The organism is Nostoc sp. JL31, assembly GCF_017114965.1.
Classification (GTDB): domain Bacteria; phylum Cyanobacteriota; class Cyanobacteriia; order Cyanobacteriales; family Nostocaceae; genus Nostoc; species Nostoc punctiforme_A.
Genome location: NZ_JABXKO010000081.1, coordinates 12,376 through 37,805, shown reverse-complemented (window position 1 = coordinate 37,805; position 25,430 = coordinate 12,376). Strand labels below are relative to the sequence as shown.

General features: G+C 41.9%; 24 protein-coding genes, 3 tRNA genes and 2 pseudogenes. 18 read left to right on the top strand and 11 right to left on the bottom strand.

Annotated elements, in window-relative coordinates; all coding sequences use genetic code 11:
- Positions 1–24: 24 nt before the first annotated feature.
- From HWQ43_RS18950 to fba, 3 genes are all read left to right on the top strand, one after another.
- On the top strand, positions 25–894 hold the full coding sequence (locus HWQ43_RS18950; protein ID WP_292736888.1) for an aldose epimerase: 870 nt from the start codon (positions 25–27) through the stop codon (positions 892–894).
- 61 nt (positions 895–955) lie between these two features.
- Positions 956–1,027: transfer RNA gene (locus HWQ43_RS18945), tRNA-Lys, on the top strand.
- Positions 1,028–1,349: 322 nt separating this feature from the next.
- Complete coding sequence (fba, locus tag HWQ43_RS18940; protein WP_094346179.1) at positions 1,350–2,429, top strand: class II fructose-bisphosphate aldolase; 1,080 nt, start codon at positions 1,350–1,352, stop codon at positions 2,427–2,429.
- 209 nt (positions 2,430–2,638) lie between these two features.
- On the opposite strand, the gene HWQ43_RS18935 is transcribed toward fba, so the two are convergent.
- Positions 2,639–3,451 carry a carbon-nitrogen hydrolase family protein gene (locus HWQ43_RS18935; protein WP_292736886.1) on the bottom strand — a complete coding sequence of 271 codons (813 nt, stop codon included), beginning with the start codon at positions 3,449–3,451 and terminating at the stop codon, positions 2,639–2,641.
- Between the two features lie 211 nt (positions 3,452–3,662).
- Here HWQ43_RS18935 and HWQ43_RS18930 point away from each other — a divergent pair, with 211 nt between their 5' ends.
- Positions 3,663–4,256, top strand: coding sequence for a MarC family protein (locus HWQ43_RS18930; protein WP_292736884.1), 594 nt, complete (start codon positions 3,663–3,665; stop codon positions 4,254–4,256).
- Positions 4,257–4,404: 148 nt separating this feature from the next.
- Here HWQ43_RS18930 and trxA read toward each other — a convergent pair whose 3' ends face one another.
- From trxA to HWQ43_RS18915, 3 genes are all read right to left on the bottom strand, one after another.
- Entirely contained in the window at positions 4,405–4,728 is a 324-nt protein-coding gene (gene trxA / locus HWQ43_RS18925) for a thioredoxin (RefSeq protein ID WP_104909616.1), read from the bottom strand.
- 340 nt (positions 4,729–5,068) lie between these two features.
- Positions 5,069–6,232, bottom strand: a complete 1,164-nt coding sequence (locus HWQ43_RS18920; protein ID WP_292736881.1) for a GuaB3 family IMP dehydrogenase-related protein — start codon at positions 6,230–6,232, stop codon at positions 5,069–5,071.
- A gap of 150 nt (positions 6,233–6,382) precedes the next feature.
- Positions 6,383–6,913, bottom strand: coding sequence for a YdcF family protein (locus tag HWQ43_RS18915; protein WP_292736879.1), 531 nt, complete (start codon positions 6,911–6,913; stop codon positions 6,383–6,385).
- A gap of 212 nt (positions 6,914–7,125) precedes the next feature.
- Here HWQ43_RS18915 and HWQ43_RS18910 point away from each other — a divergent pair, with 212 nt between their 5' ends.
- Positions 7,126–7,341 carry a hypothetical protein gene (locus HWQ43_RS18910; protein WP_292736877.1) on the top strand — a complete coding sequence of 72 codons (216 nt, stop codon included), beginning with the start codon at positions 7,126–7,128 and terminating at the stop codon, positions 7,339–7,341.
- On the opposite strand, the gene HWQ43_RS18905 is transcribed toward HWQ43_RS18910, so the two are convergent.
- Both HWQ43_RS18905 and HWQ43_RS18900 read right to left on the bottom strand, forming a co-directional pair.
- Positions 7,323–7,396: transfer RNA gene (locus HWQ43_RS18905), tRNA-Arg, on the bottom strand. The two genes, HWQ43_RS18910 and HWQ43_RS18905, sit on opposite strands and share 19 nt — an antisense overlap.
- 33 nt (positions 7,397–7,429) lie before the next feature.
- Complete coding sequence (locus HWQ43_RS18900; RefSeq protein WP_292736875.1) at positions 7,430–8,518, bottom strand: tocopherol cyclase family protein; 1,089 nt, start codon at positions 8,516–8,518, stop codon at positions 7,430–7,432.
- Positions 8,519–8,547: 29 nt separating this feature from the next.
- On the opposite strand from HWQ43_RS18900, the gene HWQ43_RS18895 reads away from it, so the two are divergent.
- From HWQ43_RS18895 to HWQ43_RS18885, 4 genes and pseudogenes are all read left to right on the top strand, one after another.
- Entirely contained in the window at positions 8,548–9,159 is a 612-nt protein-coding gene (locus HWQ43_RS18895; RefSeq protein WP_292736873.1) for a DnaJ domain-containing protein, read from the top strand.
- Between the two features lie 135 nt (positions 9,160–9,294).
- Positions 9,295–9,522 carry a hypothetical protein gene (locus HWQ43_RS18890; RefSeq protein ID WP_292736871.1) on the top strand — a complete coding sequence of 76 codons (228 nt, stop codon included), beginning with the start codon at positions 9,295–9,297 and terminating at the stop codon, positions 9,520–9,522.
- A gap of 46 nt (positions 9,523–9,568) precedes the next feature.
- Positions 9,569–9,625: pseudogene (locus tag HWQ43_RS33835) on the top strand (hypothetical protein); the annotation flags it as partial.
- Positions 9,626–9,920: 295 nt separating this feature from the next.
- Positions 9,921–10,649, top strand: coding sequence for a hypothetical protein (locus tag HWQ43_RS18885; protein ID WP_292736869.1), 729 nt, complete (start codon positions 9,921–9,923; stop codon positions 10,647–10,649).
- A 289-nt stretch (positions 10,650–10,938) separates the two neighbouring features.
- On the opposite strand, the gene HWQ43_RS18880 is transcribed toward HWQ43_RS18885, so the two are convergent.
- The 3 genes from HWQ43_RS18880 to HWQ43_RS18870 all read right to left on the bottom strand — a co-directional run bounded on the left by HWQ43_RS18880 (position 10,939) and on the right by HWQ43_RS18870 (position 13,109).
- Positions 10,939–11,064, bottom strand: coding sequence for a hypothetical protein (locus tag HWQ43_RS18880; protein WP_292736867.1), 126 nt, complete (start codon positions 11,062–11,064; stop codon positions 10,939–10,941).
- A gap of 163 nt (positions 11,065–11,227) precedes the next feature.
- Complete coding sequence (locus HWQ43_RS18875) at positions 11,228–12,061, bottom strand: metallophosphoesterase (protein WP_292736865.1); 834 nt, start codon at positions 12,059–12,061, stop codon at positions 11,228–11,230.
- A 217-nt stretch (positions 12,062–12,278) separates the two neighbouring features.
- A complete protein-coding gene (locus HWQ43_RS18870; protein ID WP_292736863.1) occupies positions 12,279–13,109 on the bottom strand; it encodes a metallophosphoesterase in 831 nt (276 codons plus the stop codon).
- A gap of 512 nt (positions 13,110–13,621) precedes the next feature.
- Here HWQ43_RS18870 and HWQ43_RS18865 point away from each other — a divergent pair.
- The 3 genes from HWQ43_RS18865 (at position 13,622) to HWQ43_RS18855 (ending at position 16,991) form a co-directional block, all read left to right on the top strand.
- A complete protein-coding gene (locus tag HWQ43_RS18865) occupies positions 13,622–13,978 on the top strand; it encodes a hypothetical protein (RefSeq protein WP_104900334.1) in 357 nt (118 codons plus the stop codon).
- Between the two features lie 103 nt (positions 13,979–14,081).
- Positions 14,082–15,104, top strand: a complete 1,023-nt coding sequence (locus HWQ43_RS18860) for a spore photoproduct lyase family protein (protein ID WP_292736904.1) — start codon at positions 14,082–14,084, stop codon at positions 15,102–15,104.
- A gap of 405 nt (positions 15,105–15,509) precedes the next feature.
- A complete protein-coding gene (locus HWQ43_RS18855; protein ID WP_292736858.1) occupies positions 15,510–16,991 on the top strand; it encodes a site-2 protease family protein in 1,482 nt (493 codons plus the stop codon).
- A gap of 77 nt (positions 16,992–17,068) precedes the next feature.
- Here the strand turns inward: HWQ43_RS18855 and HWQ43_RS18850 are convergent, their stop codons facing one another.
- A complete protein-coding gene (locus tag HWQ43_RS18850) occupies positions 17,069–18,322 on the bottom strand; it encodes a glycoside hydrolase family 10 protein (protein ID WP_292736902.1) in 1,254 nt (417 codons plus the stop codon).
- Between the two features lie 53 nt (positions 18,323–18,375).
- Positions 18,376–18,696: pseudogene (locus HWQ43_RS18845) on the bottom strand (nitrogenase component 1); the annotation flags it as partial.
- A 445-nt stretch (positions 18,697–19,141) separates the two neighbouring features.
- On the opposite strand from HWQ43_RS18845, the gene HWQ43_RS18840 reads away from it, so the two are divergent.
- The 6 genes from HWQ43_RS18840 (at position 19,142) to HWQ43_RS18815 (ending at position 25,303) form a co-directional block, all read left to right on the top strand.
- Complete coding sequence (locus tag HWQ43_RS18840; RefSeq protein ID WP_292736857.1) at positions 19,142–19,783, top strand: hypothetical protein; 642 nt, start codon at positions 19,142–19,144, stop codon at positions 19,781–19,783.
- A gap of 10 nt (positions 19,784–19,793) precedes the next feature.
- The gene (locus tag HWQ43_RS18835) at positions 19,794–20,600 is read left to right on the top strand and encodes a pentapeptide repeat-containing protein (protein WP_292736855.1); all 807 of its coding nucleotides are present in this window, start codon (positions 19,794–19,796) and stop codon (positions 20,598–20,600) included.
- A 657-nt stretch (positions 20,601–21,257) separates the two neighbouring features.
- Positions 21,258–22,601 (top strand): DVUA0089 family protein, encoded by a 1,344-nt coding sequence (locus tag HWQ43_RS18830; protein WP_292736853.1) that lies wholly within the window; start codon positions 21,258–21,260, stop codon positions 22,599–22,601.
- 102 nt (positions 22,602–22,703) lie between these two features.
- On the top strand, positions 22,704–24,149 hold the full coding sequence (locus HWQ43_RS18825; protein WP_292736851.1) for a PQQ-dependent sugar dehydrogenase: 1,446 nt from the start codon (positions 22,704–22,706) through the stop codon (positions 24,147–24,149).
- A gap of 190 nt (positions 24,150–24,339) precedes the next feature.
- On the top strand, positions 24,340–24,675 hold the full coding sequence (locus tag HWQ43_RS18820) for an STAS domain-containing protein (protein WP_292736849.1): 336 nt from the start codon (positions 24,340–24,342) through the stop codon (positions 24,673–24,675).
- A 543-nt stretch (positions 24,676–25,218) separates the two neighbouring features.
- A tRNA-Ser gene (locus tag HWQ43_RS18815) sits at positions 25,219–25,303 on the top strand.
- Positions 25,304–25,430: the final 127 nt, after the last annotated feature.

Sequence of the window (25,430 nt, the reverse complement as noted above, 5' to 3'; positions counted from 1 at the left end):
TCCCTATACCCAGGACTAAAATTTGTGTTTAGCATTGCAGTTCAAAAGCAACAATACAAGACTTATATTCTTTCTGATGAAGCCGCTGGTTCTCAATTGGAAGTCGTACCCGAACGCGGTGGAATCATCACCCGTTGGCGCATTCAAGGGCAAGAAATTTTCTACCTGGATACTGAACGCTTTACTCATCCTGAGTTGAGTGTCAGAGGTGGAAATCCAATTTTGTTTCCTATTTGTGGCAATCTACCAGATAATACTTACACTCATAACGGTCAAAAATATACTCTCAAGCAACACGGTTTTGCCCGTGAATTGCCGTGGAAAGTAACAGAACAAGAAACTGGAGATAAAGCTAGTCTCACTGTTGTCCTTGATAGCAATGAGCAAACTAAGGCTGTTTATCCTTTTGATTTTCAACTAGCTTTCACCTACGAACTTCAAGGTAATACCCTAGAAGTCCGCCAGCAGTATAAAAACTTGTCATCCACACCAATGCCCTTTTCGGCTGGTTTCCATCCTTACTTTTTGTGTGGTGATAAAACTCAGCTAGAGGTTGAAATTCCCTCTAAGCAGTATCAAGACAATCAAACTAAGGAAATTCACTCTTTTGACGGCAATTTTGACTTTAGCCGTGATGAAATTGATTTTGCCTTTGGACAGCTAACGAGTCAATCGGCCACCGCGATAGACCGCAGCCGGAAGTTAAAACTCATCTTGGATTATGATGATTTCTCTACCTATCTGGTATTTTGGACAGTCAAAGGCAAAGAATTTTACTGTCTAGAACCTTGGAGTGCAACTCGTAACTCTCTCAATACTGGTAATAACCTGACTGTGTTAGCGCCAAGAGCTAGCCACACAGCATCTGTAAGATTGACTGCCAATTTTTTCTAAACCCCTTTACAAATCTACAGATGTATATGCTATGATTGCAAAGTTGCGAAATGCAGCGAAAGGGTCGCTAACTCAACGGTAGAGTACTCGGCTTTTAACCGATTAGTTCCGGGTTCGAATCCCGGGCGACCCATACGGAAGTTTATTAAATGATGTAAAGAAGCGATCGCTCCTCTTTGTAATTTTAGTAAAAAGCATTTGGGATACTAGGCTACCAAAGCTACTAGTTGTAGGGTAGCTAAATGTACAGCAATACAGAGCAACTCTGGGACATAGTACAACAGTAGAGAGCAAGTATAGAACATATTTATAGTAACTAAGGCGTAAACTTTTTCAACATAGATACACCACACTAGTTATAATTTCCTATAAGTTGAAAAAACTCTTAAGATTTAGCGTAATGATTACGCTTCTCTCAGACCGACTAGCTGACAACCACATTAGGAGGACTATCTATGGCGCTTGTACCACTGCGGCTGCTGTTGGATCACGCAGCTGAAAACGGTTACGGCATCCCAGCTTTCAACGTTAACAATTTGGAGCAGATTCAGGCGATCCTGAAAGCTGCTGTCGAGACAGATAGCCCCGTAATTTTACAAGCTTCACGCGGCGCTCGTGCTTATGCAGGAGAAAACTTCCTCCGCCACCTGATTTTAGCAGCGGTAGAAACCTATCCTCACATTCCCATTGTCATGCACCAAGATCATGGTAATGCACCTGCTACTTGCTACTCAGCAATTAAGAACAACTTCACCAGCGTGATGATGGATGGTTCTTTAGAAGCTGATGCGAAAACTCCCGCTAGCTTCGAGTACAACGTTAATGTTACCCGCGAAGTTGTAAACGTAGCTCATGCTTTGGGTGTCAGCGTTGAAGGTGAACTCGGTTGTTTGGGTTCTCTAGAAACTGGTGCTGGTGAAGCTGAAGATGGTCACGGGTTTGAAGGTACACTCGACCATTCTCAACTGTTAACTGACCCCGATGAAGCTGTTGACTTCGTAGAAGCAACCCAAGTAGATGCTTTGGCTGTTGCCATTGGTACTAGCCACGGTGCTTACAAGTTTACCCGCAAGCCGACTGGCGAAATTTTGGCCATCAGCCGCATTGAAGAAATTCACCGCCGTCTGCCTAACACCCACTTGGTAATGCACGGTTCTTCTTCTGTACCTGAAGATTTGCTTGCACTGATTAACCAATATGGTGGTGCAATTCCTGAAACCTATGGTGTACCTGTAGAAGAAATCCAAAAAGGCATCAAGAGTGGTGTACGTAAAGTAAACATCGACACCGACAACCGTTTGGCTATTACTGCTGCTGTACGTGAAGCTTTGGCTAAAAAACCAGAGGAGTTTGACCCCCGTCACTTCCTCAAGCCTTCTATTACATACATGCAGAAGGTTTGTGCTGAACGCTATCAGCAATTTGGCACAGCTGGTAACGCCAGCAAGATTAAGCAAATTTCTTTGGAAGATTTTGCTGCTAAGTATGCTAAAGGTGAACTTAACGTTGTTACCAAAGCAGCTGCTAAAGTTTAACTTTGACAACAAATAAATTGGGGCGCATTATTGCTATGCTCCTCAAAAACTGAGGGTTTTAATGTTGTCAGAAACCGGGTAAATACCCGGTTTTTTGTTGTATTCATAAGGGCTGGGAATGGGGAATGGGGCATTGGGCATTGGGCAATACTTCTCTCCCCCTGCCTCTCCTGCTTCCCCAGCTCCCCGTGCTCTCTACTTTCTAGTCCCTAGAACACCCGATGTTGTAAAGAGGGCATTTGACGCCGGACTTGTTCTAGCCTAGTAGGTTTGATTTCTGCGATCGCAATTCCCGGTTTCTCTCCAGCATCGGCTAAAATTACACCCCAAGGGTCGATAATGACCGCGTGACCGTGGGTTAGACGACGGGCGTAGTTATTCCCCGTTTGGGCGGGAGCAATGACGTAGGCGGTATTTTCGATGGCTCTGGCTTGTAGTAGTACTTGCCAGTGGTCTTTACCTGTAAAGGCGGTAAAAGCGGCGGGAATAAAGATAACATCGGCTCCTTTATCTGCCAGATGACGATAAAGTTCCGGGAAGCGGACATCATAACAAATAGAAAGCCCTAGATTACCGAGTTTTTCTGAGAAATACACCGGGGGTAGTTCAGTACCAGCCACAACAGTGCTTGATTCCCGATAGGTGTTGCCGTCAGGGACATCAACATCAAATAGGTGGACTTTGTAGTAGCGGGCAAGCTCTTGACCGCTGGGGTCGATAAGTAGAGTAGTGTTATAAACTTTGCCTGTATTGTCTACAGGAAGGGGAAAGCTGCCGCCCAAGATCGTAACTTGAAAGCGTTGGGCCATTTTTTTGAGAAATTTTTCACTTTCAAGAGCGATCGCATCACCTTGTGCGAGTTTATCTTTTTCTTCTCCCATATAGGAAAAGTTTTCTGGCAAACCTACCAATTCAGCTCCTTGACGCACGGCAAGCTCTATTAATTCTTCTGCCTGTGCCAAATTTTTATGTAAATCGGGCACACTGGTCAATTGAATAGCGGCGGTTAAATAAGACTTCATAGATTCAACAACAAACAGTTGATTTATGGAAGATAGATTATCAAAATATATCGCTACTTCAAAATCTGTGGAACTTAATTAGAAATCCATCAGGGTTCCTTTTCTTTAACAGACTTGTTTTATTGCTGCTTTTAATCTTCCTCTGGGTTCTAGCAAACTGAGCAAGATAAAGATTAGGTTTGCGATCAAACCCTGATAAAGGCTACCTCCTGTGGATATTTCTATTCTCATTCAAACATTTATCGCTGTGTTTGTCTTGGCGGATGCTGTAGGCAATATACCGATTGTTTTAGTTTTGACTAAGGGCATGATGCCAGACCAAAGAAACAAAGTCATAGATAAAGCAATTATCATTGCGATCGCAGTTCTTTTGCTATTTGCCTTTGCAGGGCAAATAATTTTAAATTACTTGGAAATCAGTATCGGCTCTTTGCGAGTAGCAGGAGGAATATTGTTGCTGTTAATTGCTTTGCAAATGCTGCGGGGAGAATTAGATCAACCAATTCTTGAAGAAGGACACGATGTCGCAATTACTCCACTAGCTTTACCCCTGCTAGCAGGGCCGGGGACTTTGACGACGGTGATGTTGCTGATGTCGAAATCCCAGAGTCCGCATATTGCTGTGGCGGTGGGTATCTTAGGGGCAATGTTTATCACTTGGTTGATTTTGCGTTTAGCAAATTTGATTGACCAGTGGATTGGCGCAGAAGGTGGAGTAATTGTGACTCAACTTTTGGGTTTTCTGTTAGCGGCGCTAGCAGTGGAAATTGGTAGTACGGGAATTAGGGAGTTGTTTTTGAGCTAGAAAACTCCTAAAAATATTCTGGAACTGTATACAAATGTAAACAAGCTTGAGAGATAGAAAATTCGTGCCTCTCAAACTTGTTTATGAAAATTAACTTAAAGTTAGAACAAAATGGATAACTCAAGAGGATTTTATTGCCGGTTGAGTTTCAAAGATGCTTTTCGAGAGTGGAAGCTAATGTAGTTTTAGGCACGGCGCCAACCACCATATCGACTTTTTGTCCACCCTTAAAAATCATTAATGTGGGAATGCTGCGGATGCCATACTGACTAGCAACATTAGGATTTTCATCTGTGTTGACTTTTACGACCTTTATTTGACCTTTGTACTGTTCGGAGATTTCATCGACAACAGGAGCTACCATACGGCATGGTCCGCACCAGGGTGCCCAAAAGTCAACTAAAACTGGTACATCGCTGTCGAGTACTTCTTGCTTGAAACTAGAATCGGTAACTTGTGCGGCTGTTGACATGCCTAAAACCTTCGCCAATAATATCTGAACTTGGTGAAAATTCTACCATAGCAAAAACCTCAGCTTGGGAGTGCGAGGATGTACATTTGCAAAGAAGCTCTAGAATTTATTTACAAACATAAGGAACCGCCCGAACAGTAGTCCGGGCGGAGTGTGGTGTGAGGAGTGAACGGAAACATGCGTCTCCGCTATCTCTATTGTAAGCGACATATCGGATTTTTCCAGCAATTGTTTAGGGGCCAGAAAAATTTATTGAAGGATTATTGGAGATTAGAGATTAGGAATTAGGATTAAAATAACTCTTTTCCAGTACCCAGTCCCCAGTCCCCAGTCGCAAATTCTATTTCCCCATACCTAATTGTTGAGCTTTTTGGTAAACTTTGCCCTCGGTTAATAAAGAAGGTGCAATCACAACTTCTACCTGCTGCATTTCTTTAATATTTTTCACTCCCAAAGTACCCATGCTGGTCTTTAAGGCTCCTAAAAGATTGTGAGTGCCATCATCTAGTCCTGCTGGGCCAATGAGTATTTGCTCTAGGCTACCAGTGGTGGCAACGCGAATCCGGGTGCCACGGGGCAAGACTGGGCTAGGAGTCGCCATACCCCAATGATAACCTCGTCCTGGGGCTTCTGCGGCTCTGGCAAAGGGGGAGCCAATCATCACACCATCAGCACCACAGGCGATGCATTTGCAAATGTCGCCACCGGTGATTAAACCGCCATCAGCAATAATGGGGATATAGTTGCCAGTTTCGTTATAGTAATCATCTCGTGCTGCGGCACAATCTGCGATTGCAGTCGCCTGTGGCACACCCACACCCAATACCCCACGAGAAGTACAAGCCGCACCAGGTCCAATTCCCACCAATACCCCAGCTGCCCCAGCTTTCAATAAATTCAACGTGACTTCGTAAGTTACACAATTCCCCAACACCACGGGAATGGGCATGGAACGACAAAATTCTGCTAAATCGAGTGGTACTAAAGACTCTGGTGACAGATGTGCAGTAGAAACTACCGTAGCTTGGACAAAAAATAAATCTGCTCCAGCTTTTGCCACTGCCTCACCGTATTTACTTGCACCGGCTGGAGTCGCACTCACTGCTGCAATGCCACCTTGTTGTTTTATTTCCTGAATACGTTGTTCAATTAATTCCGGTTTTATTGGTTCGGCATAGAGTTCTTGCATGAGGGCAACAAATTCATCTTTCCCCACAGAGGTAATCCGATCTAATATTGGCTCTGGGTCGGCATAGCGAGTTTGAATCCCCTCTAAATTGAGGACACCTAATGCTCCTAACTGTGACAAACGTACAGCCATACGAACATCTACTACGCCATCCATAGCACTAGCAATTATCGGGATTTCTCGCTCAATATTGCCAATACGCCACTTAGTATCTGCCAAACTGGGGTCTAGTGTTCTATTACCAGGGGCTAGAGCAATTTCATCTATTCCGTAAGCTCTGCGAGCTGTTTTTCCCCGCCCAAGTTGAATTTCCACGCTTTAACTTTACTCAAATCTGTTTAAGCTAGGGTATCAAATTGTGGGGAAATTTGGGGTGTTTTTTTTCCCGAACCATATAAGTGACTAGTGACGGTTGTCATTAGTCATTTGGATTTTGACTGATTAAAAATCCAAAATTAGTTGGATTTACCGTTTATTTTTAGCGGCATCCACACCAGTGTAACCAGTTGCTAACCAAATTACCGCTCTAGCTCCATCACGAATAGATTTCTCGATAGATTCAGGGGGTTTTTCGGAAGGAACTGGCACTGGTTTTAAATAAATGCCCCGACTACCTAAAATAATTTCGCCAATGACACAAGCCCGGCGCATGTGGAAGTCGGAAGTAATCAAATAAACGCTCTTAATGCCGCGAGCTTGCAAATCATCTACCAAAGTAGTAAAATTAGTAACTGTATCTACTGCTTCATAATCCAAGTGTAAACGTTGAGGATCAACACCAGCTTTGGTAAAGACTCTTTGGGTGAATGTACGTGGACTGCCGCCTGTAATCCAAATCGGTATATTTGGATGCTCGCGAACGAATTTTGCTGTAAATTTTTCTCGCTCTAAATGTCTCGTTGAACCACCTAACACTACAACTGCTTGCGGCTGCACAAATTGGTTTTGTACTTCTTTGTATCCCCACCACATAAATATTGGTAGGACAAAAGCCATAAAACGAAAAGATTTATTTGTAAAGAGTAGCTTATTCAAGGCTCAATAACTTAATTTACTTAGTTCACAATTTTCTCTGGATATAAGAAAAAACAATTGATAGTAGAGTAGCAAACTTCCCAAGAATCTGCCCAAATTCTGCCCAAATATAAATTTGGTTGGTTTTCGTGTAGCAGCGCGATTAAGCGTGCCTGGAGTTCTTCCTCTAATTGATGGATTATCCTAACCGATATCGGACGATTCATCAAAGGGTTCTAACCACTTTATATAGTAGTTCTCAATTGCACGGAATCAGCAGCCAGTCGCGTGGGCGGATATCCCGACTTTGGCGAACTGGCGTACCACTGTTAGGGGCACAGCAATGCTCTTACCATATTAATTGCTGTATATATGAATTGTCTGAAGATAACGGGACTGGTGCGACTTGAACGCACGACCTGACGCTTAGGAGGCGTCCGCTCTATCCAACTGAGCTACAACCCCAACTGCGAAGCATATATAATTATAGCAGTAGTTTTAGGGAGACTGCCAAAAATTATCCCAAGAGCCACCGCCTACTTCTAAACCACAAAGAAAACTTTCGGCTTTTAGAATTATTTTAGATTTTCTGCCATTTAGTTCTCGTAACTCTAAATTTAGTTTTCCTTGCATCGTGTCTCGGCAACAGTATCTTAAACCTTCTGCTGTCGGCGCACGTAGAGGTGTACCAGATAAATCTGTGGTTCCTGTTAATTCAATTTCATAACTAGAGTGACTAGCTTTCATTTGCCATCTACCCCAAGGCTGAATTTCCCACTCAACTTGTGAATTCCAGGGAACAAATTCATAAAACTTGCCTTGATAGTGCAGTCCAATCATCGCTACAGATTCCATCCACCACAGCACACCCCGCCGTCCACCGCCAGCAGTTAATGCTAAGTCGGGTTCGCCCTCGAAGCAATTACAATTTAGCCAAAACCATTTTTGAGGAAAAGCACCACCCCAATTTTTCTCGCCGTAGGCTGGGGCATTAGTGAATTCGTAGATTTTGCCATTCCAGTCAATTTTCCCACTGGCTAAACCGTGAGCCATCAAAATTTGCCATCCAGGTTCAAAAATCTGCAAGAATGACAGCCAGCCTGCGGTTGATTGCTGAATGCCATTTTGATTGCCCCAACCGTAGACTGGCTGAATTTCATACTGCCAACGGCAATAATTATTGGTGGCGCGATCGCGAATTATTCCCTGATTCAAGGTAGCTGTAGCTTGATATCCTTCTTGGACATGATATTCAAACTCTGCTGGCAGGAGGTATAGGGGAGAAACTTGCAAATTATTTTTACCCCAATGACCTAAACCCAAAACATCCCGATTACCCCAAAATTTGTTGACATCAGGAAAAGTACGGCAGAGGTACTCATCATCCGGGCCGAGGATTTGGGCTGCACCGCCACTGTAAGGTTTACCGCCGATGGGATCTTCAATGGAGTACATAAAGGCGAATGTTTGCCCAATTTCCGGCAACGTGACGCGGTAATACCAGCCTTCAAAGAAGCGACGGCTACTGCCATCCCAGTGATAACCAGAATGGGGCGTTTGGAGAGAACTTATGGGAATAGTTAACATAGGTTTAGATAGTTGCCGATTTTTTCAGTATGCGCGATGTCTTTGATATCAATGATGCTTATGAAATTCTTGGGCTGAAACCCGGTGCCTCTCAAGCACAGGTGAAGCGAACTTACCGTAAACTGGTGAAAATTTGGCATCCCGATCGCTTTGTCGATCAAAGGCAAAAACAGGAAGCTGAGGAAAAAATTAAATTAATCAACGCAGCTTACAACAGGCTCAAATCTGAAATTCCATCTGAGCCTCCTATTCCTGAAAATCCATCTTCATCTTCGCCTAAAAATCCCCCAAAAATATCTGTCAATCGTTGGGATGCAGAAACTTTCTATACTTTAGGAGTAGAAAATGCTACTCAAGGAAGATATGAGGATGCGATCGCAGATTTTACCCACGCAATTCGTCTCAATCCTCACTATATTGATGCGTATAAATATCGTGGGCTAGTTTGCTCACAATTGGGATACGAATATAGAGCCGCTTCAGATTTAAATAAAGCTGCGCAAATAGAAGAAGAGTTAAGCAATCCGGGTGCTGCACGTAGATCGCGCTCACCTAGATATGTATCAAAACCTAGACCTCTGTTAGAAAGATTTTGTCAGAGGATAAAAAGTTTACTGCGGCTAAATCGGCGTTGGAGATAAGTAGCGAATATAGTTTAAGACACTTCAGGCGGTGACACCAGACCTAGAGTTAGATAATGCTTATATCTGGGAATACTAAATTTAGTAAGATTTGCTACTGATTTCTTAGTATGAGCGATCGCCTTGATATAAATTATGTACCACCGCCAATGCCACCAACGCCAACACCACCACCTGAATCACAGTCTCAAGCTATGGAACATCAATACAGGTAAGCTAATTAACACCCTTGCCGGACATCGCAGCCATGTTTGTGCAATCGCTTTTAGTCCCGATGGTCAGCATCTTGCTAGTGGTAGTGCAGATGGTACTGTGAAGCTATGGGATCTTAACACAGGACAAGAACTTTATATCTTTGGATAGCCATTCAGATTGAGTTAACTCTGTCGCTTTCAGTCCTGATGGCAAAACTTTGGTTAGCGGTAGTCGAGATATAACCATTAAGCTTTGGCGATGCGATATCTAACGACAAATTAAAAATTTAGATGATTTCAGTAAATTACTAGATTTTTTATCAATTCATCATCTACCAGTATAATAACATCCATCTTTGGGACACTCTTTCTCTTGATTAAGTATTAACTTCCTACAGATAGAGCCACTTTCCGATCTCAGAGGTTATCCTGAGAATCACCAACAGTCGCGTAGCAAATAAAACTCAACAGTTAACAGCAACATATATTTTTCAACTCAGTAAAACCTCTTGTTTTTACAAAGTTTTTAGTTTGTCAACATCATATCGAGGAGTGAAATCAACAGCTATGTCTATTCCCAATGAATCCGAAAGTAAAAATAGTGAAGTTAAGCAAGAATCTTACACTGATATCAATGGCAATACTCACACTGACTTCACGCAAACCACTGAAACAGTAAAGAACAACGCAGCTAATCCTAACTCGTACCGAAACGGTTACGTACAAGGTCAAAATACTGAGCGTAGCAATCAAGCAGATTTAGCCCAGCGTGATGAAAACAATGCTAGTGGTGGTTTGCTGTTGGGTATTATCATTACTTCTCTGCTTGGTTTGGTTATAGGTGGGGTTTGGTACTTCAACCAGCAGAATAACGCAGCGGTTAACAATGCTGTGCCGGTCGTGGTTCCTGTACCGAGTAAGAGTAGTCCAACTCCCAGTGCATCTCCTCAACCACAAACAACGATAATCGAAAGAACTAGGGAAGTCGCTGTTCCTGTTCCCGTTCCTGTTCCCCAACAGCAAGTTACACCTTCGTCTGCACCTCGTCAACCGGATATTAACATTACTATTCCACCCCAGCAGCCTGCGGCAGAAAAAGCACCTTCTGTAACGCAGCCGGCCCCTCCATCGGCACAAAGTCCGGCGACGAGTCCAACTACTAATACTCCAGCTTCGCAGAACGATAGTTCTACTAATACTGTCGCTCCTGCTACGAAAAGTGACACTTCTAAAAGTACTACACCTCAAGGAGTAGACCAGTCAAACAGTAAATCTAATAGCGGTTCTGGTCAGTAAAGGCTTCTGAACTTTCAGCCCACTTGATAATATTGGCGTGAATGCCAACATTAGCAAGTGGGACAATTTTTAAGCAATATTTCTGAATTGTTGCGATAAATTAATGGGATTCAAGTTTAGTAAAGGTGTCTTGTAGCTAAACAAACACAATGCTAGATTAAGACCAAGGTACAAACAGGTTAAAAGTTAAACAAAAACTTTCAAGTTAGAGCCTGTGCCTCCTGCTCTAATCTTCTCGCGATCGCTATGATTGGTTGTGGCATCCGTTGAATGTGTTTTTGCCTTAAGTTCAATGAGTTGTTTTGGAGGTTTTAGAACGCACAGCCAAAAAATGCCTGCCTAGTTGGAATGTAAGGATGTGCAATTCTGAGTAAAGCGATCGCGAATACTGTCCACCAAATTTTAAGTTAGTCATTTCTGAATTCTCCAATCTTCAAGGAACCGCCCCAAGCTATTGAGATTTATCCATCGTAGCTTCAGGCGGTTTCTGCTTTGAGTGTTATGCATTTGAAATTGCACTCCGATCGGTTAGGGCTGTCCTTTGTCATTTCTCCTTTGTCCTTTATTTAGACTAATGACTAATGACCAATTAAAGTAATTACAGTCACTTCAGGCGGACAAAATAAGCGTCCTGGTTTATAAGTTCCTAAACCACGATTGACATATAGTTGATTTTTTCCCACCTTGTGAAACCCTTGCGCCCACTCCCAATATCGGACTACTTTCGAGCAGTCTCCTAAGCAAAATGTTAGCCAACTTCGCAATTTTTTGGGAATTTGTTTGAGTAGCTTTTTATAATAGAGTACTACAGGACCAATGCCGGGAATTACGATGTGACCACCGTGGGTATGACCAGATAGTTGCAGATCTACGCGCCATTGTTGCAATATCTTGGCTGTATCTGGGTTATGGGATAAAACAATGCGCGGTGTCATCGAGTCTAGTTGATTCATGACTGGCGCGGGGTAGAATTCTCGTGACCAATAATCAGCTAGTCCTACCAGTGGTAATTCTTTTCCTAGTGGATAGGCGATTTCATTCCAAAGTACGTGAACCCCAATGCTAGTTAACGCCTGTGTAACTTCTACTTTGGAGTGGCTGTAATAGATATCGTGGTTCCCAAGTACGGCGTAGATACCACAGCGACTTTGCAGATGCTTGAGTCGAAGCACCAATTGGTGAATTGGTGCGGGATCGTCAGTTACGTAGTCACCAGTTAATAGAATTAAATCTGGTTCAGCTTCGTTAGTAAGTGCGATCGCTTTTTCTAACATCTCTTCCGACAGTCGCAAACCATCATAGTGAAAATCTGACAACTGTACTAACGTTGTACCTTGTAAAGATGCAGGAAGTTTCGCAATCTTAACCGTTATTTTATCTACTCTTAAATGTCCCGTAAACAACCAATGCATAAGTTAACCGATACTCCTCATACCAGCGCTTATAGCTTATCAAAAATAAAAATGTAACTTGATAAAATGCAATAATTTCTGTCATCTACTTCAGATACAATTAATTCATGGATTTAAATTTTGTGATGAAAGTAAGCAGATTATGCCTGAGTTTGCAGGCACTCATTAGCCAGAGTACCTGCTGAAATTGCGTTCTTTTTTTTGAATTTGGAATTACCTACTCACCTTGTAGGGTGATTATAGTAACTTCTGGAGGGCAAAATAAGCGTCCTGGGAGGTAAGTTCCCAAACCACGATTGACATATAGCTGATTTTTACCTACCCGATGCAAACCTTGCGCCCATTCCCAATGGTTGACTACAGAAACATTTACCTCTAAAAATGGGAATCGACGCCGCACTTTTCTGGGTATTTTTTTTACAAGCTTTTCGTAAAACAACGCCGCAGGGCCAATTCCGGGAATCACGATTTGACCACCGTGAGTATGACCAGATAATTGTAAATCAACTCGCCATGTTCGTAATATCTCCGCAGTATCTGGGTTGTGGGATAAAACGATGCAGGGTGTGTCAGGGTTTAGCTGGTTCATAACTGGTGCAGGGTGAAATTCCCGTGACCAATAATCAGCCAGTCCAACGAGTGGTAATTCTTTTCCTAGTGGATAGGCAATTTCGTTCCAAAGGACGTGAATTCCAACGCTAGTAAGGGCTTCTGTAACTTCTGCTTTTGCCTGTCTGTAATGTATATCGTGATTGCCAAGAATAGCATAGACACCACAGCGACTTTGCAGATGCTTGAGTCGAAGTATCAGTTGTTGAATTGGTGTCGGATCGTCAGTTACGTAGTCACCAGTTAATAAAATTAAATCTGGTTTAGCTTCGTTAGTCACTGCGATCGCTTTTTCTAACATTTCTTCCGACAGCCGCAAACCATCGTAGTGAAAATCTGACAACTGCACCAGCTTTTTACCTTGTAACGATGCAGGCAACCCTGCAATGTTAACCGTCAATGCTTCTGTACTCAACGGCCCAGATAACAACCAATGCATAAAACGTTCAATAAAGCTCAATCATAGCGCTTACAGCTTAACTGAACATTGTTGGTTTGTGTGTAGTGACTAGTGCAAGTTATTGAAAATTTTATGAAAGCTGTAGATTTTAGTGTATTTATACTTATTCAAATCAAAAACAAAATTACTACTAAATTATTTTGTAAAAAAATACTAATTAATATTAGAGTTAGTCTGCGTAGGCGTAGCCGATCGTACCCCTACTTTGAGCGTTTGAGAGATATTGCTGTTTACGCTGCGTAATTAAATCAAAAATGGATACAGTCGAGCTTAGGACTTTAACCTAAAACTCCAGTTTATTGAGTTTGGTGAAACCCTAGAACAAACCCGAAAGCTGGTAAAAATAGTGTAACTTACACAGAAATATCAACTAGCAATTGGGAAAGGAAACTACTACTTTTAATTGGGTACAACCCGTATAGTCTATAGCTTTAAGTCACTTTTCTAGATTTTATAATATAAGTAAGACATAAAAATAACGCTTCAATTATATGAAAATACTCTCATCAGAGCTAGTCCATTTGGGATTTGGCAAATATGTGCGTTCTGACCAAGTAACAGCAGTTATACCAATAGAAGAGGAGCGAGGCCCAGGGCGACGAACCTTTGTTCACGTTCAAGGGCAAAACGATCCAATTATCGCCTCTCGCGCTGAAGATACCATCGTGCGTGATTTAGTACAGGAACCACGCGAAGTTACTCAAGCCCGTCAGCAGCAGGAAATTCTTCAAGATTTATTGGTTAATTTGGCTAATGTTAATTCCACTGTGCGTCGAATTAACCGTGATGAAGGCAGTTTGGATCTTGATTTGTTAGAACGACGAATTAAGCAAGTCCTGGAAAATTAATTGCAGAAATCAGCAAACTAAATAACGGAGAAAGATATTGCTGAATACAATTACAGACCAAGTTTCAGTATCAGATACACAAACAAAATTGCCAAAGTTGTGGATACCTGAACGGGTACTGTTTACACCTGCTGCCTTAGATGAAGTATGGGGGCAGCAGATTCTTGCACGTGTGCAGTCACTCAACTTACCAATAGAAGAATTATCACAGAACCGCCTGAAGGGTCTGCGCGGTGAATCTGAGCGGGATACTTACAACATCGCCAAGCGTACCTTAGCGGTGGTTACTGCACCACCCAGTTCTTTTAAACTGAGTCCCATCCCACCTTCTGCGGATTGGCAGTTTCACATTGCCGAAGGTTGTCCGGCTCATTGTCAATACTGCTACCTAGCTGGTAGCTTGTCGGGGCCACCTGTAATTCGTGCTTTTGCCAATTTACCGCAGATATTAGAGAACTTAGCTAACTACGAGCAACAGGGAAAAACCACAAGTTTTGAAGTTAGCTGTTACACAGACCCCTTGGGTATTGAGCATTTAACTGGAAGTCTTGCTGAATGTATCCGTTACTTTGGCACTCGTACCAATGCACATTTACGTTGGGTATCGAAGTTTGATGCTGTGGATGGATTACTCGATTTACCACACAATGGGCATACTCGCTGTCGGATGAGCGTTAATGCCGCACCGATTTCTGGTAAGTTTGAAGGTGGGACAGCATCTGTAGCATCTAGGCTGAATGCATTGCGACGGTTGGCGCTACCACAAGAGCGTGGCGGTGGCGGTTATCCAATAGGCTTAGTTATCGCGCCAATTATGCCGATAGACGATTGGCAAATGCACTATAGTCGTTTGTTTGACCAGATAAACGAGGCACTGGATTTTGACTGTAACCTTACCTTTGAGTTAATCTCGCATCGGTTCACACCAGGGTCAAAAGAAGTGTTACAAACTTGGTATCCGCAATCCAAATTAGAGATGGATGAGGCAAAACGCAGTGTCAAGCGTAATAAGTTTGGTGGCACGAAGTACGTTTACGAGAAAGACACAATGAAGGCGTTGCGTAGCTTTTTTGAGACTGAGATTAGTAGGCGCTTTCCAAATGCTGAAATTCTTTATTGGACTTAGAAGGCTACTTCGCTCATATAGAGTTTGAGCAAATTAATTATTTGGTTAAGAGAGCGATTGATATATTATGCGATCGCTCTCTTTTCAGGTTAAAGCCGTAACACATATAAATGGTTTCTTTCCTTTAAAACATAGTTTGTCTACTGCACCAAGATGAAATCTGCTGTAAATAGAGCTATTAAGTAATCGGACAAAAATATTTACAGTCATTGCGAGCGTTCGCAATGACATTGTGTAATTAATTATGTCTGACTACTTACAAGTTCGACTTACACCTACCTGAGTTTGGCTACGCCCATTCAAAGCGAGATAATTTTGGCAGACGACAGGCGGCGTTATAAATTAATAAGTGTATCTGCAATACCGGACTTGTTCTGGCTTAGTCTCAATAGCAAAGGTTTGGAGATGTTTACTTTATCAGAAACTTCTATCCTGGCGGCAATCCTACTGGTAGCTTTAGGCATTTTAGGCTGGGGCTTTTATCGCGCCAGACCTTTTGGTAAGCTGGGAATCTTAGCCTGGTTACAGTCGGTGGTGTTGATGACTCCCTGGCTCCTGTTTTTTGGATTGTTTGCCGCAGGGATTTACGTCAATATAGCGGGTATATTGTTCTTAATAGTGACTTCCGCTGGATTGTACATCTACTTGGGCAAACAATTACGCGCAGCTGGGCAAGATGACATCCTCAAGCAACGCGCAACAGAAAGGCTTGCTGCTGCTTCCTTAATTGAAGCAAATTCCCCACAACCAACAGCAGCAGAACTCAAAGCGGAGATTCCGCCAATACCGGAAGATGACTTGAATGCAATTAAAGGTATTTTCGGTATCGATACGTTTTTTGCCACAGAAACCATCGCCTACCAAGATGGAGCCATTTTCAAAGGCAATTTGCGGGGAGAAGCAGAAGAGACTCACAACCGTCTAACTGCAAGTTTACGGCAACGCCTTGGCGATCGATATCGCCTATTTTTGGTGGAAAATACAGATGGTAGGCCTGTGGTGATTGTCCTACCCAGCCGCAACGATCCTCGGCCGATGTTGTTATCGCAAAAAGCTTTTGCAGGTATTCTGTTGATAGCAACCATTGCTACTAATTTAGAAGCTGCGGGATTACTGCTGAATTTTGATTTTTTTGGCAATCCAGGACGGTTTCAAGAAGCTTTGCCTATAGGCGCTGGAATATTTTCGATTTTAGTAGCTCACGAAATTGGTCATTGGTTACTTGCACAGCGTCACCAAATTCGCCTTAGCTGGCCCTTTTTTCTACCCGCAGTGCAAATTGGTTCTTTTGGTGCAATTACCCGCTTTGAGTCTCTGTTGCCCAACCGCAAGGTATTATTTGATATCGCCTTGGCAGGGCCAGCCGCAGGTGGTATTGTCTCTTTGTTAATGTTGGTGACAGGCTTGCTGCTTTCTCACCCAGGTAGTTTATTTCAATTGCCCAATCAGTTTTTCCAAGGGTCGATTTTAGTGGGAAGTTTGGCGCGAGTTGTTCTTGGTTCGGCGTTGCAGTCACCCTTGGTAAGTGTTCATCCCCTAGTGGTGATTGGTTGGCTGGGGTTAGTAATTACCGCTTTGAACTTAATGCCCGCAGGACAACTAGATGGTGGGCGGATTGTTCAGGCGATTTATGGACGCAAAACCGCAGGACGAGCAACGATCGCAACTTTAATTTTATTGGCGTTAGTGTCTCTCGGTAATATGATTGCCATGTACTGGGCGATCGTGATTTTCTTTTTGCAACGAGATCAAGAACGCCCCAGCTTGAATGAAATCACTGAACCCGATGACGCTAGAGCCGCTTTGGGGCTTTTGGCTCTATTCTTGATGATTACAACGCTTCTACCCCTAACTCCCGGTTTGGCTGGGCGTTTGGGAATAGGATAGAGAGTGCTGAGTTAGGAGTTAGGAGTTAGGAGTTTGAAGAATTCTGCCTATCTCCCCACTCACCACTCCCAACATTTCTACGGTTTCCAGCCTGCTAGCAAATTCGGGTAAGCCGTTGGTGTAGGAAAAATTTTCTGGAAGCCAGTTTGACGCTCTTGAGGCTTTTCTTTGCTCATATTCCAGAGGGTTTCATAGAAAAAGAAAGAGACTCCAGCAAAATTGCGATCGCGTGCTTTTTGGACTTGTGTCTGAATCTGCTGCATCGATATGGATCGGTTTTTCAACCCAGCCAAAATGCCCACACTCACTGGAATATGGCTTTTGGCCGCTTTCACTTCTGGATACTCTAATTCGCTCACAAAAACATTCAAGTCATCCCGATATATCTGCAAAACTAAGTCTTCAATAATTCCCAGCCGTTCCCACTTCTGCCAGTCTGCTAAAAAGAAGTCATAAGAAAAACGTTGAGGATTAGGAGCAACAGAAACCAAGCAATTTTTTTTAGTAGCTTTAATAGCTGTAAATACCCGTTTCATAAACTCGGTAATTTTGTTAGCTCTCCAACGCACCCATTCTGGATCTTTAGAGTCTTTGGAAGGAGCTTTTCCTCGGTGTTCTTTTTTGTAAAGTGCTACTGTATAAGCATCGTAACCTAATTCTGATGGTAAGCCAAAATGGTCATCAAATTGAATCCCATCGATATTGTAGTTTCTAACAATTTCAACGATTAAATCTTGAATAAATTGTTGTACTTCTGGGCGAAAAGGATTTAGCCAAACGCGATTATGTGTCCCTTCTTTGACAATCCGAGTCCCATCGCTGCGACTAGTGAGCCATTGGGGACGATTTTTAGCTAATAGAGAATCTGCTGGTGCCATGAAGCCAAATTCAAACCAGGGAATCACTGTTAACCCTTTTTGATGTCCTACATCGACAATTTCTTTGAGGATATCTCGCCCTTTGAGTCCGGGTGTGGGATCGAGCGATCGCCCGATAACTTTTAGTGCAACTTTGCTAGGATACAATGTATATCCCCAATTCCAAACCGCGGGATATATCGTGTTAAAATTGAGTTCATCAAGGCGCTGCAAAGATCCCTTGAGGCGATCGCGCTCAAATAACACATCACTATCAATATTTGTTAACCACACCCCCCTTAACTCAGATTTTTGCGTTGACGGCAGATTAGTTTGAGCGTTCAATGGGAACGACAACATCATCGTAGCCACCATGCTTAAGGTCAGCATAACGACAAACACAAGAGACTTTCTACTTTGGCGAAGATTCCACCAAGAAGGAAACTCAACACACCACTTTACAAACCTTTTCATCATTATTTAAAATGTCTGTATTACTGAAGGAAACATCGGTATGATAACTAATATTAATGCTTAACCTTTGTTTCCTGCTCTAAAAATAGATTGCCGATATCAAATAAAAGTTGCATAGTACCTCGATAGCCAACTTTGCAGAACTGACCATAATCTAAGCGATCAAAAATGGGAATTCCTTGACGGTAGAGAGGAATTTTGAAGCTTTGAGCGATCGCTACTTCATGAGAGTTAGTAATTAGCAAATCAGACTCAACCGCCAATTGCTCAAAGTCCTCCAAATCACCGATAGTGACGCTAGGAACCGGAAGTTTTTTTAACAGAGGAAAGCGTGTTGTCGTCACTGCTGAGTGAATCTCAATCCCTAGCGATCGCGCCGAAATCCCAAACCACGGCAAGGTGTTTAAGTGCTTTATATCTGCTTATTTACCTGATTTGGGGATCGGGATGAAAATACTTTGGGAAAAACAACTTGAGCTAGAAAGAGCCATATTCATTGGGATCTAATCCTTGCGATTCCACCTGGGAGATGTTGGGGAAATAAATATTTGGGGTAAAACTGGGGTAATGTAAAAGGGTCAAGATGTTTACAAAGCAGCTGTGTTAAACAAAAAGTATGTCGTCCGATCAAAGTAGATATTATCCCAAGGCGACGATGGTCTTCTAAATAAGCATTGGCTTCTATAATTCCCATTTGACACACGGGTGTAGATCCGTTAGACGGATTTTCCGCTCCTTTATACCCTATATTGTCAAGTTAGGCGCTTATATCTTGCAGTATATAGATAACTTTTACCCTCACGACTGGAGAGCAAAATCTTGGGCATAGAATTACGCAGTTTCGTATTTCTCGACAACCTGCAACCTCAACATGCAGCATATATGGGAACAGTAGCCCAAGGCTTCTTACCATTACCAGGAGATACATCACTGTGGATTGAAATCTCTCCTGGTATCGAAATTAATAAGATTACGGATATAGCCCTGAAATCTGCCTCTGTCCGTCCGGGAGTGCAGGTAGTTGAACGACTATACGGACTATTGGAAGTTCATTCTAGCTCCCAAGGCGAAACGCGAGCTGCTGGTCAAGCTATTTTGGCGGCACTGGGAGTCAAAAAAGAGGAATGTCTGAAACCGCGTGTTATTTCTAGTCAGATTATCCGCAACATCGATGCTTATCAAACACAACTGATTAATCGCACACGCCGAGGACAGCTACTATTAGCAGGTCAAACGCTGTATGTATTAGAAGTGGAGCCTGCTGCTTACGCTGCACTGGCTGCCAATGAAGCGGAGAAAGCAGCGAGGATTAATATTCTTGAAGTTCAAGCTGTAGGTAGTTTTGGACGGCTTTACTTAGGTGGACAAGAACAGGATATTCTAGCAGGAGCAGCGGGAGCATTAACGGCCATTGAAAGTGTCGCTGGTCGGGTAAATTCTCTGGGTGGGCGTCAGGAGTAAAGGAGAAAAAATGGCAAATCGAGAGCATCTAACTTTACTCAAAGCAGGTGCAGTGAAATGGATTGAGTGGAGAAAGAAAAATCCCCACATTGAACCAGACCTCAGCGCCGCGAATCTGCAAGGCGATAATCTCAGAGGTGCCAACCTCCAGGGGGTAAACTTGAGGAGGGTAGATTTGGGTAATGCTTTACTCGTGCGAGCAAATCTCAGCGGTTCTGACCTCAGTAGTGCCAACCTCTACAAAGCCTTTCTGAATGAAGCTAACCTGAGCGCAGCTAACTTCAGTGTTGCTAACTTGAGTGGTGCTATACTTAGATGCGCAGATTTAAGTTATACTAATCTGATTGGAGCTGACTTGAGTGAGGTGGATCTTAGAGGAGCTGCGATCGCATCTGCTAATCTAATTGGTACTGACTTAAAAGGCGCTAACTTGAGAGATGCCGATTTAGGTGCAGCGAAGTTGATGCGGGCTAACCTCTCTTTTGCCAACCTCGTTGAAGCTAACTTGATTGCGGCTGATCTCAGCGAGGCGAGTTTATACGAAGCAGAAGTTTTAGGGGCTTATCTTTACAAAGCTGACCTGTACAAAGCTAATCTGACCAAGGCTCACCTCAGTGGTGCATACCTATTACGGGCTAATCTAAGTGAAGCTGATTTGAGTCAAGCTGACTTGAGTTGGACTAACCTTAGAGACGCGAATTTGGCAGGAGCAAATCTCAGAGGAACTAACCTTAGAGGAGCCGATATTCGGGGAGCTAACCTCAGTGGCGTAAATCTTCAAGAAACAATTATGCCTAACGCTTCAAGACACCATTAGTTTACAACAACAAGGAATTGACGTTTAGATTCATTTTTTGGGCATCTCTTCCCACAATAAGTATATAAAATTTATGTAAAGCTTAACTGTTATTAAGCTCAAAATTTTTTGGATAATCTATCAATTTAACTTATGTATTTTCAGATATATTTCTCTAATATAAAAAGTATTTTTTTCCCAAAGAAAAATTGATATTGAAACCTAACTTAACGAGAATATCGCATTCAGCTAAAAAAGCTTGTAACTTCTACTAAAAAAACAGTATTTTTTCAAAAATACTTAATTAAAGTTTACGAATTTTTCTAACAGTACTAAAAATCATATAATTTGCATTTTTAAGATTTGGTAAATAATTTGACGTAACCTTTAACTTATGATAATAAATAATTATAGAAGGGGTTAAAATCAAAAATAATGGAAAAAATAAATAATTAAAATAGATTAGTTAGATTAATTTTGACCCAATTACTTACCATCTATATAATCAATTAACCAAATCAATAACTAATATTTTCTCAGTGTATTGGTATTAATTAGGTTAGTAAAGATATCTGTATTTAAACTTACAGTTTTAATTAATCAATATTGAACTTATAAAAAGTTCTTTGACTGAGGCCAAACTTAGGCATTAGTTAGAATTCAGGAAAAATCATAAATATGGCAGTTATTTACGGTACTACATCTCCTGACATAATCAATGGGACTTCGGGAGATGACACGATATATGGTTGGGCTAAGGATGGTAACGCCAATAGTCTTTCTGGTAACGACAGCCTGAATGGTGCGGCTGGTAACGATAATCTATTTGGTGGAACAGCAAACGACAGTTTAATCGGTGGTCTTGGTAATGACACACTTGATGGTGGGTTGGGTACTGACAGCTTAAATGGGGGAGTAGGCGACGACACTTACATTATTGACAGCGCTATTGATATCATTACGGAAGCTGTAAATTCAAGCAAAGATACCGTCCGGTCTTCTGTCACCTACACACTAGGCGCTAATCTGGAGAACCTGACATTGAGGGAAGCTAGCGCCATTAACGGGACAGGTAACAGTCTGAACAACTTTCTCTTTGGTAATACTTTTAATAACACTCTAAATGGAAAAGCAGGCAATGACACACTAGACGGTAATGTAGGCAATGATATCCTCAACGGTGAGGATGACAATGATCGCCTACAGGGCGGGCCTGGCAATGACATACTCAATGGTGGGTCTGGAAACGATATCCTCATTGGTGTTTGGCCCGGTAGTCTACTTTCACTGGGATTAGGAGAGACTGATACCTTAACTGGCGGCGTTGGGCTAGATAGATTTGCTCTTGGAGACGCTAGAAATATCTACTACGACGATAAAAACACTGCGAATGCTGGTTTGGGAGACTTGGCTACGATTACTGACTTCAACCGTAGCGAAGACAGAATAGAACTCAAAGGCTCCCCAAAAGACTACCGCCTACAAATTGTTGGAGCCAACACACAAATATTCTTAGACAAACCTGGAGCAGAGCCAGATGAAATTATAGGTATTGTCCAGGGCATAGTAAACCTCAGACTTGATAGTGACGACTTCTTCTTCTACGAGCGGGAAAATGCTCGACAAGCTACAAACAATACCCTAGCTAGGGCTGAAGCATTGGGTTCTTTATCATCTGGCTCAAACGTTAATCTTTCCGGTGAGTTAGTAACAGTTCAACCAGGGGACAATCCCGATTTCGACTTTTTTACATTTTCTCTAGCAAATCCAAAAACTGTCACCATCAGTGCGATGACAACCGATGATACAGTTATTGGACTGTTTAACAATGCTGGGACTTTACTGCAAAGTGACGACGACAGTGGCCCCGACTTTGGATCGTTAATCACTGCTTCACTAGGTGCAGGTAGATACTCCATTTCAGTGAGTAAATATGCTTTCTTTCCTCAAGATGGCGGAACTTTTTCTGGCACTAGTGACAGCAACTCTGCTCCTTATACCCTAGAAGTCAGTTTGGCATAAGAATAATACCCATTATTTATTTCACCCCGTAATCTCTAAAATTTTTTCCCTCATCAAGAGGATTTAGCAACAAAATTAATTGACTACTCTCTCAAGAAAATCATGAATAACACTAAATTATTTAACCAAATCAAAGGCAGATTTTTCGGCAAGCTTGCTGTTAAAACGTTGTTATTTACAATAACACTATTATTTACGATAGTTTTATTAAATCATAGCACTATCGGAGTAACTGTTGTACCTCAAGCCCTGCGTCCTGATATTAAGGTTCGCAATATTACTAATACGTTATCAGTCTCTCCTTCTGTGCGGATTGTAAAAGATCCACGAAACAATACTCTCTATTACCTCAAACGAAATGGTGAGATTTATCGAGTCAATTTAGGCTCCTCTACTAAAACACTTGTGTACGACTCTAGTAATCATAATATAAGTGAAACTCAAGGTATAGCCATTGGCCCTAACGGCACAATTTATTTAGTTGGTAATGCAGACCTTGTGAATAACCAAACTAAAGCAATTATTGTTAAAGGTGTAGTTAATTCGAGTACAGGACAGCGTATCTGGTCTATCTTAGCTAAGAGTGCAGCCTATCCCAAAAGCAAAACAGCTTATGACCATCGCTTTAACGGCGTAGTTGTTAGCCTGGATGGTAATTTTATCTATGTGAATAGCGGTTCTCGTACCGATCATGGTGAGGTTCAATCTGTTGATGGCCTATATCCCAATACTCGCGAAGTCGGATTAACCGCCTGTATACTCCGTCTTCCTAGCAATGGTAACAATCTCTTTCTGGCAAACAATCGAGCAACTTTAAAGACAGCAGGCTATATTTTTGCAGAAGGAACACGCAATACTTTTGATATGGCATTTGCACCCAATGGGGATTTATTTGGTACAGAAAATGGCCCCGATCGCGACATGTCAGAAGAATTAAATTGGCTACGTTTAGGTGGTAATTACGGCTTTCCTTGGCGTATTGGTGGGACAGACAATCCACAACAATTTCCCAATTATAATCCTGCCACTGACCGATTGTTAAGCCCTCAATTTAACGCGATCCAAAGAGGCTACTATCGTAACGATCCAACCTTTCCTATTCGGCCTACTAGAAATTTGATTGAACCAATTCCTAATCTTGGGCCGGATGCAGATAATTACCGCGACCCTGTAGATGGAAAAATCAAAGATGGTAGTGTTCTTGGACAAACTTTTAGCACTTTTACAACACACCGTTCTCCTTTAGGATTAGTTTTTGATACACAAGGAGTAATGATTCCAGAATTCAACAGAGATGGATTTATGCTGAGTTGGACAGCAGGCGATCCCACTGGCGAAACACTAACAGGCCCTTTTAAAGATGCCAGCCAAGACCTACTGCATTTAAAATTAACTAAAGTAGGAAATACCAACTATAAACTTAATGCTACGCGCCTGGTAACAGGTTTTAGTAATCCCATTGATGCTGAGATTATTGCCAATAAGATTTATGTTATCGAATATGGTGGAAATCAAGGAATTTGGGAAGTCTCTATGCCTACCAAGTAAAGTAAATTCGACATTCGCCCAACAGGTGAAAGCATCGACAACGCCAAACGAAAATAGATTGCGAGAATCTAACTTTTCTAAACTTATTTATCTTTTTTCCTTAAGTGTCTTATCTGTCTTAACTGTCCTTGTAACGATTTTTCAGCCGTGATAAGTTCTTGCAAAACAACACTATTAACGAAGCATAACTATGTCAATAGAAACAAGAACTGTGAAAGACGTGACTATTTTAGATGTAAAAGGCAAAGTGACAATTGGCGAAGGTGATGTAACCCTTCGCGAATCTATCAGAGGCGCACTTGCAGATGGTGCTAAAAAGATTTTGCTCAATTTAAGTGGAGTGACTACAATAGACTCTTCTGGAATAGGTGAGTTAGTATCAAGTTATACCACAATAAATTACCAGGGTGGGAAACTTAAATTAACAAATCTTCCCCCGAAAGTTAATGATATTCTGATGATAACCCAACTCATAACAGTTTTTGAGACTTATGACAGTGAAACAGAAGCACTTCAATCATTCTAATTAGTAGGATTTTTGTTGTCTGTACGGCTACTGAAAAAACAAAGTGCTAAATATTTAAGTACAGTAAAGATTTAAGATTTTTACTCTGCCTGTCCCTGTACCCAATTCAATACTTAACTCATCCCACCTTTTGATTGGTGGGATTTTTAGTTTCAAGATATATGCATTAGTTTCATCTTTCTTAACAAAAGAGTTAAAGTGTAGAAAGTAGATACAGCAGTAGTTTAAGCGATAGAAGGCAAGGATTAACGGGAGTGCGATCGCTTTTATTGGAGTAGTTGAGATAAGAGGATGCTGATGAAAAAATATTTCACAGAATAATATGAGTACTGTTATTTTTAAGCCATGCTAATGTAAGTAACATGAATCTTGTGATGTCTTTTTCGATGTCTACAGACCTTAATTTGCCATTGGTGTTCTTGGAAGATTGCATTACGCAAAAAAAGCGATAATGCTATAGTAGTATAGGGAATGGAGCAAAATTTCCCTAACTTTACAGCATTTGAATGTACAATAGATACTCAAATGTCTGAATAAATAGTTGGAGAGGTGTCCGAGCGGTTCATGGTGACGCACTCGAAATGCGTTTTGGGGAAACCCAACGGGGGTTCGAATCCCCCCCTCTCCGTTCAAAAGATTACTAAAAATTTACTACAATGTGGCTGAAATTTGCCTAACTTTAGAAAGGGTATTGAGCAACTTGTGTGTTTATTTGCAAGTGAGATAGGATTATCGCTCAATATTTACGTAGTCCG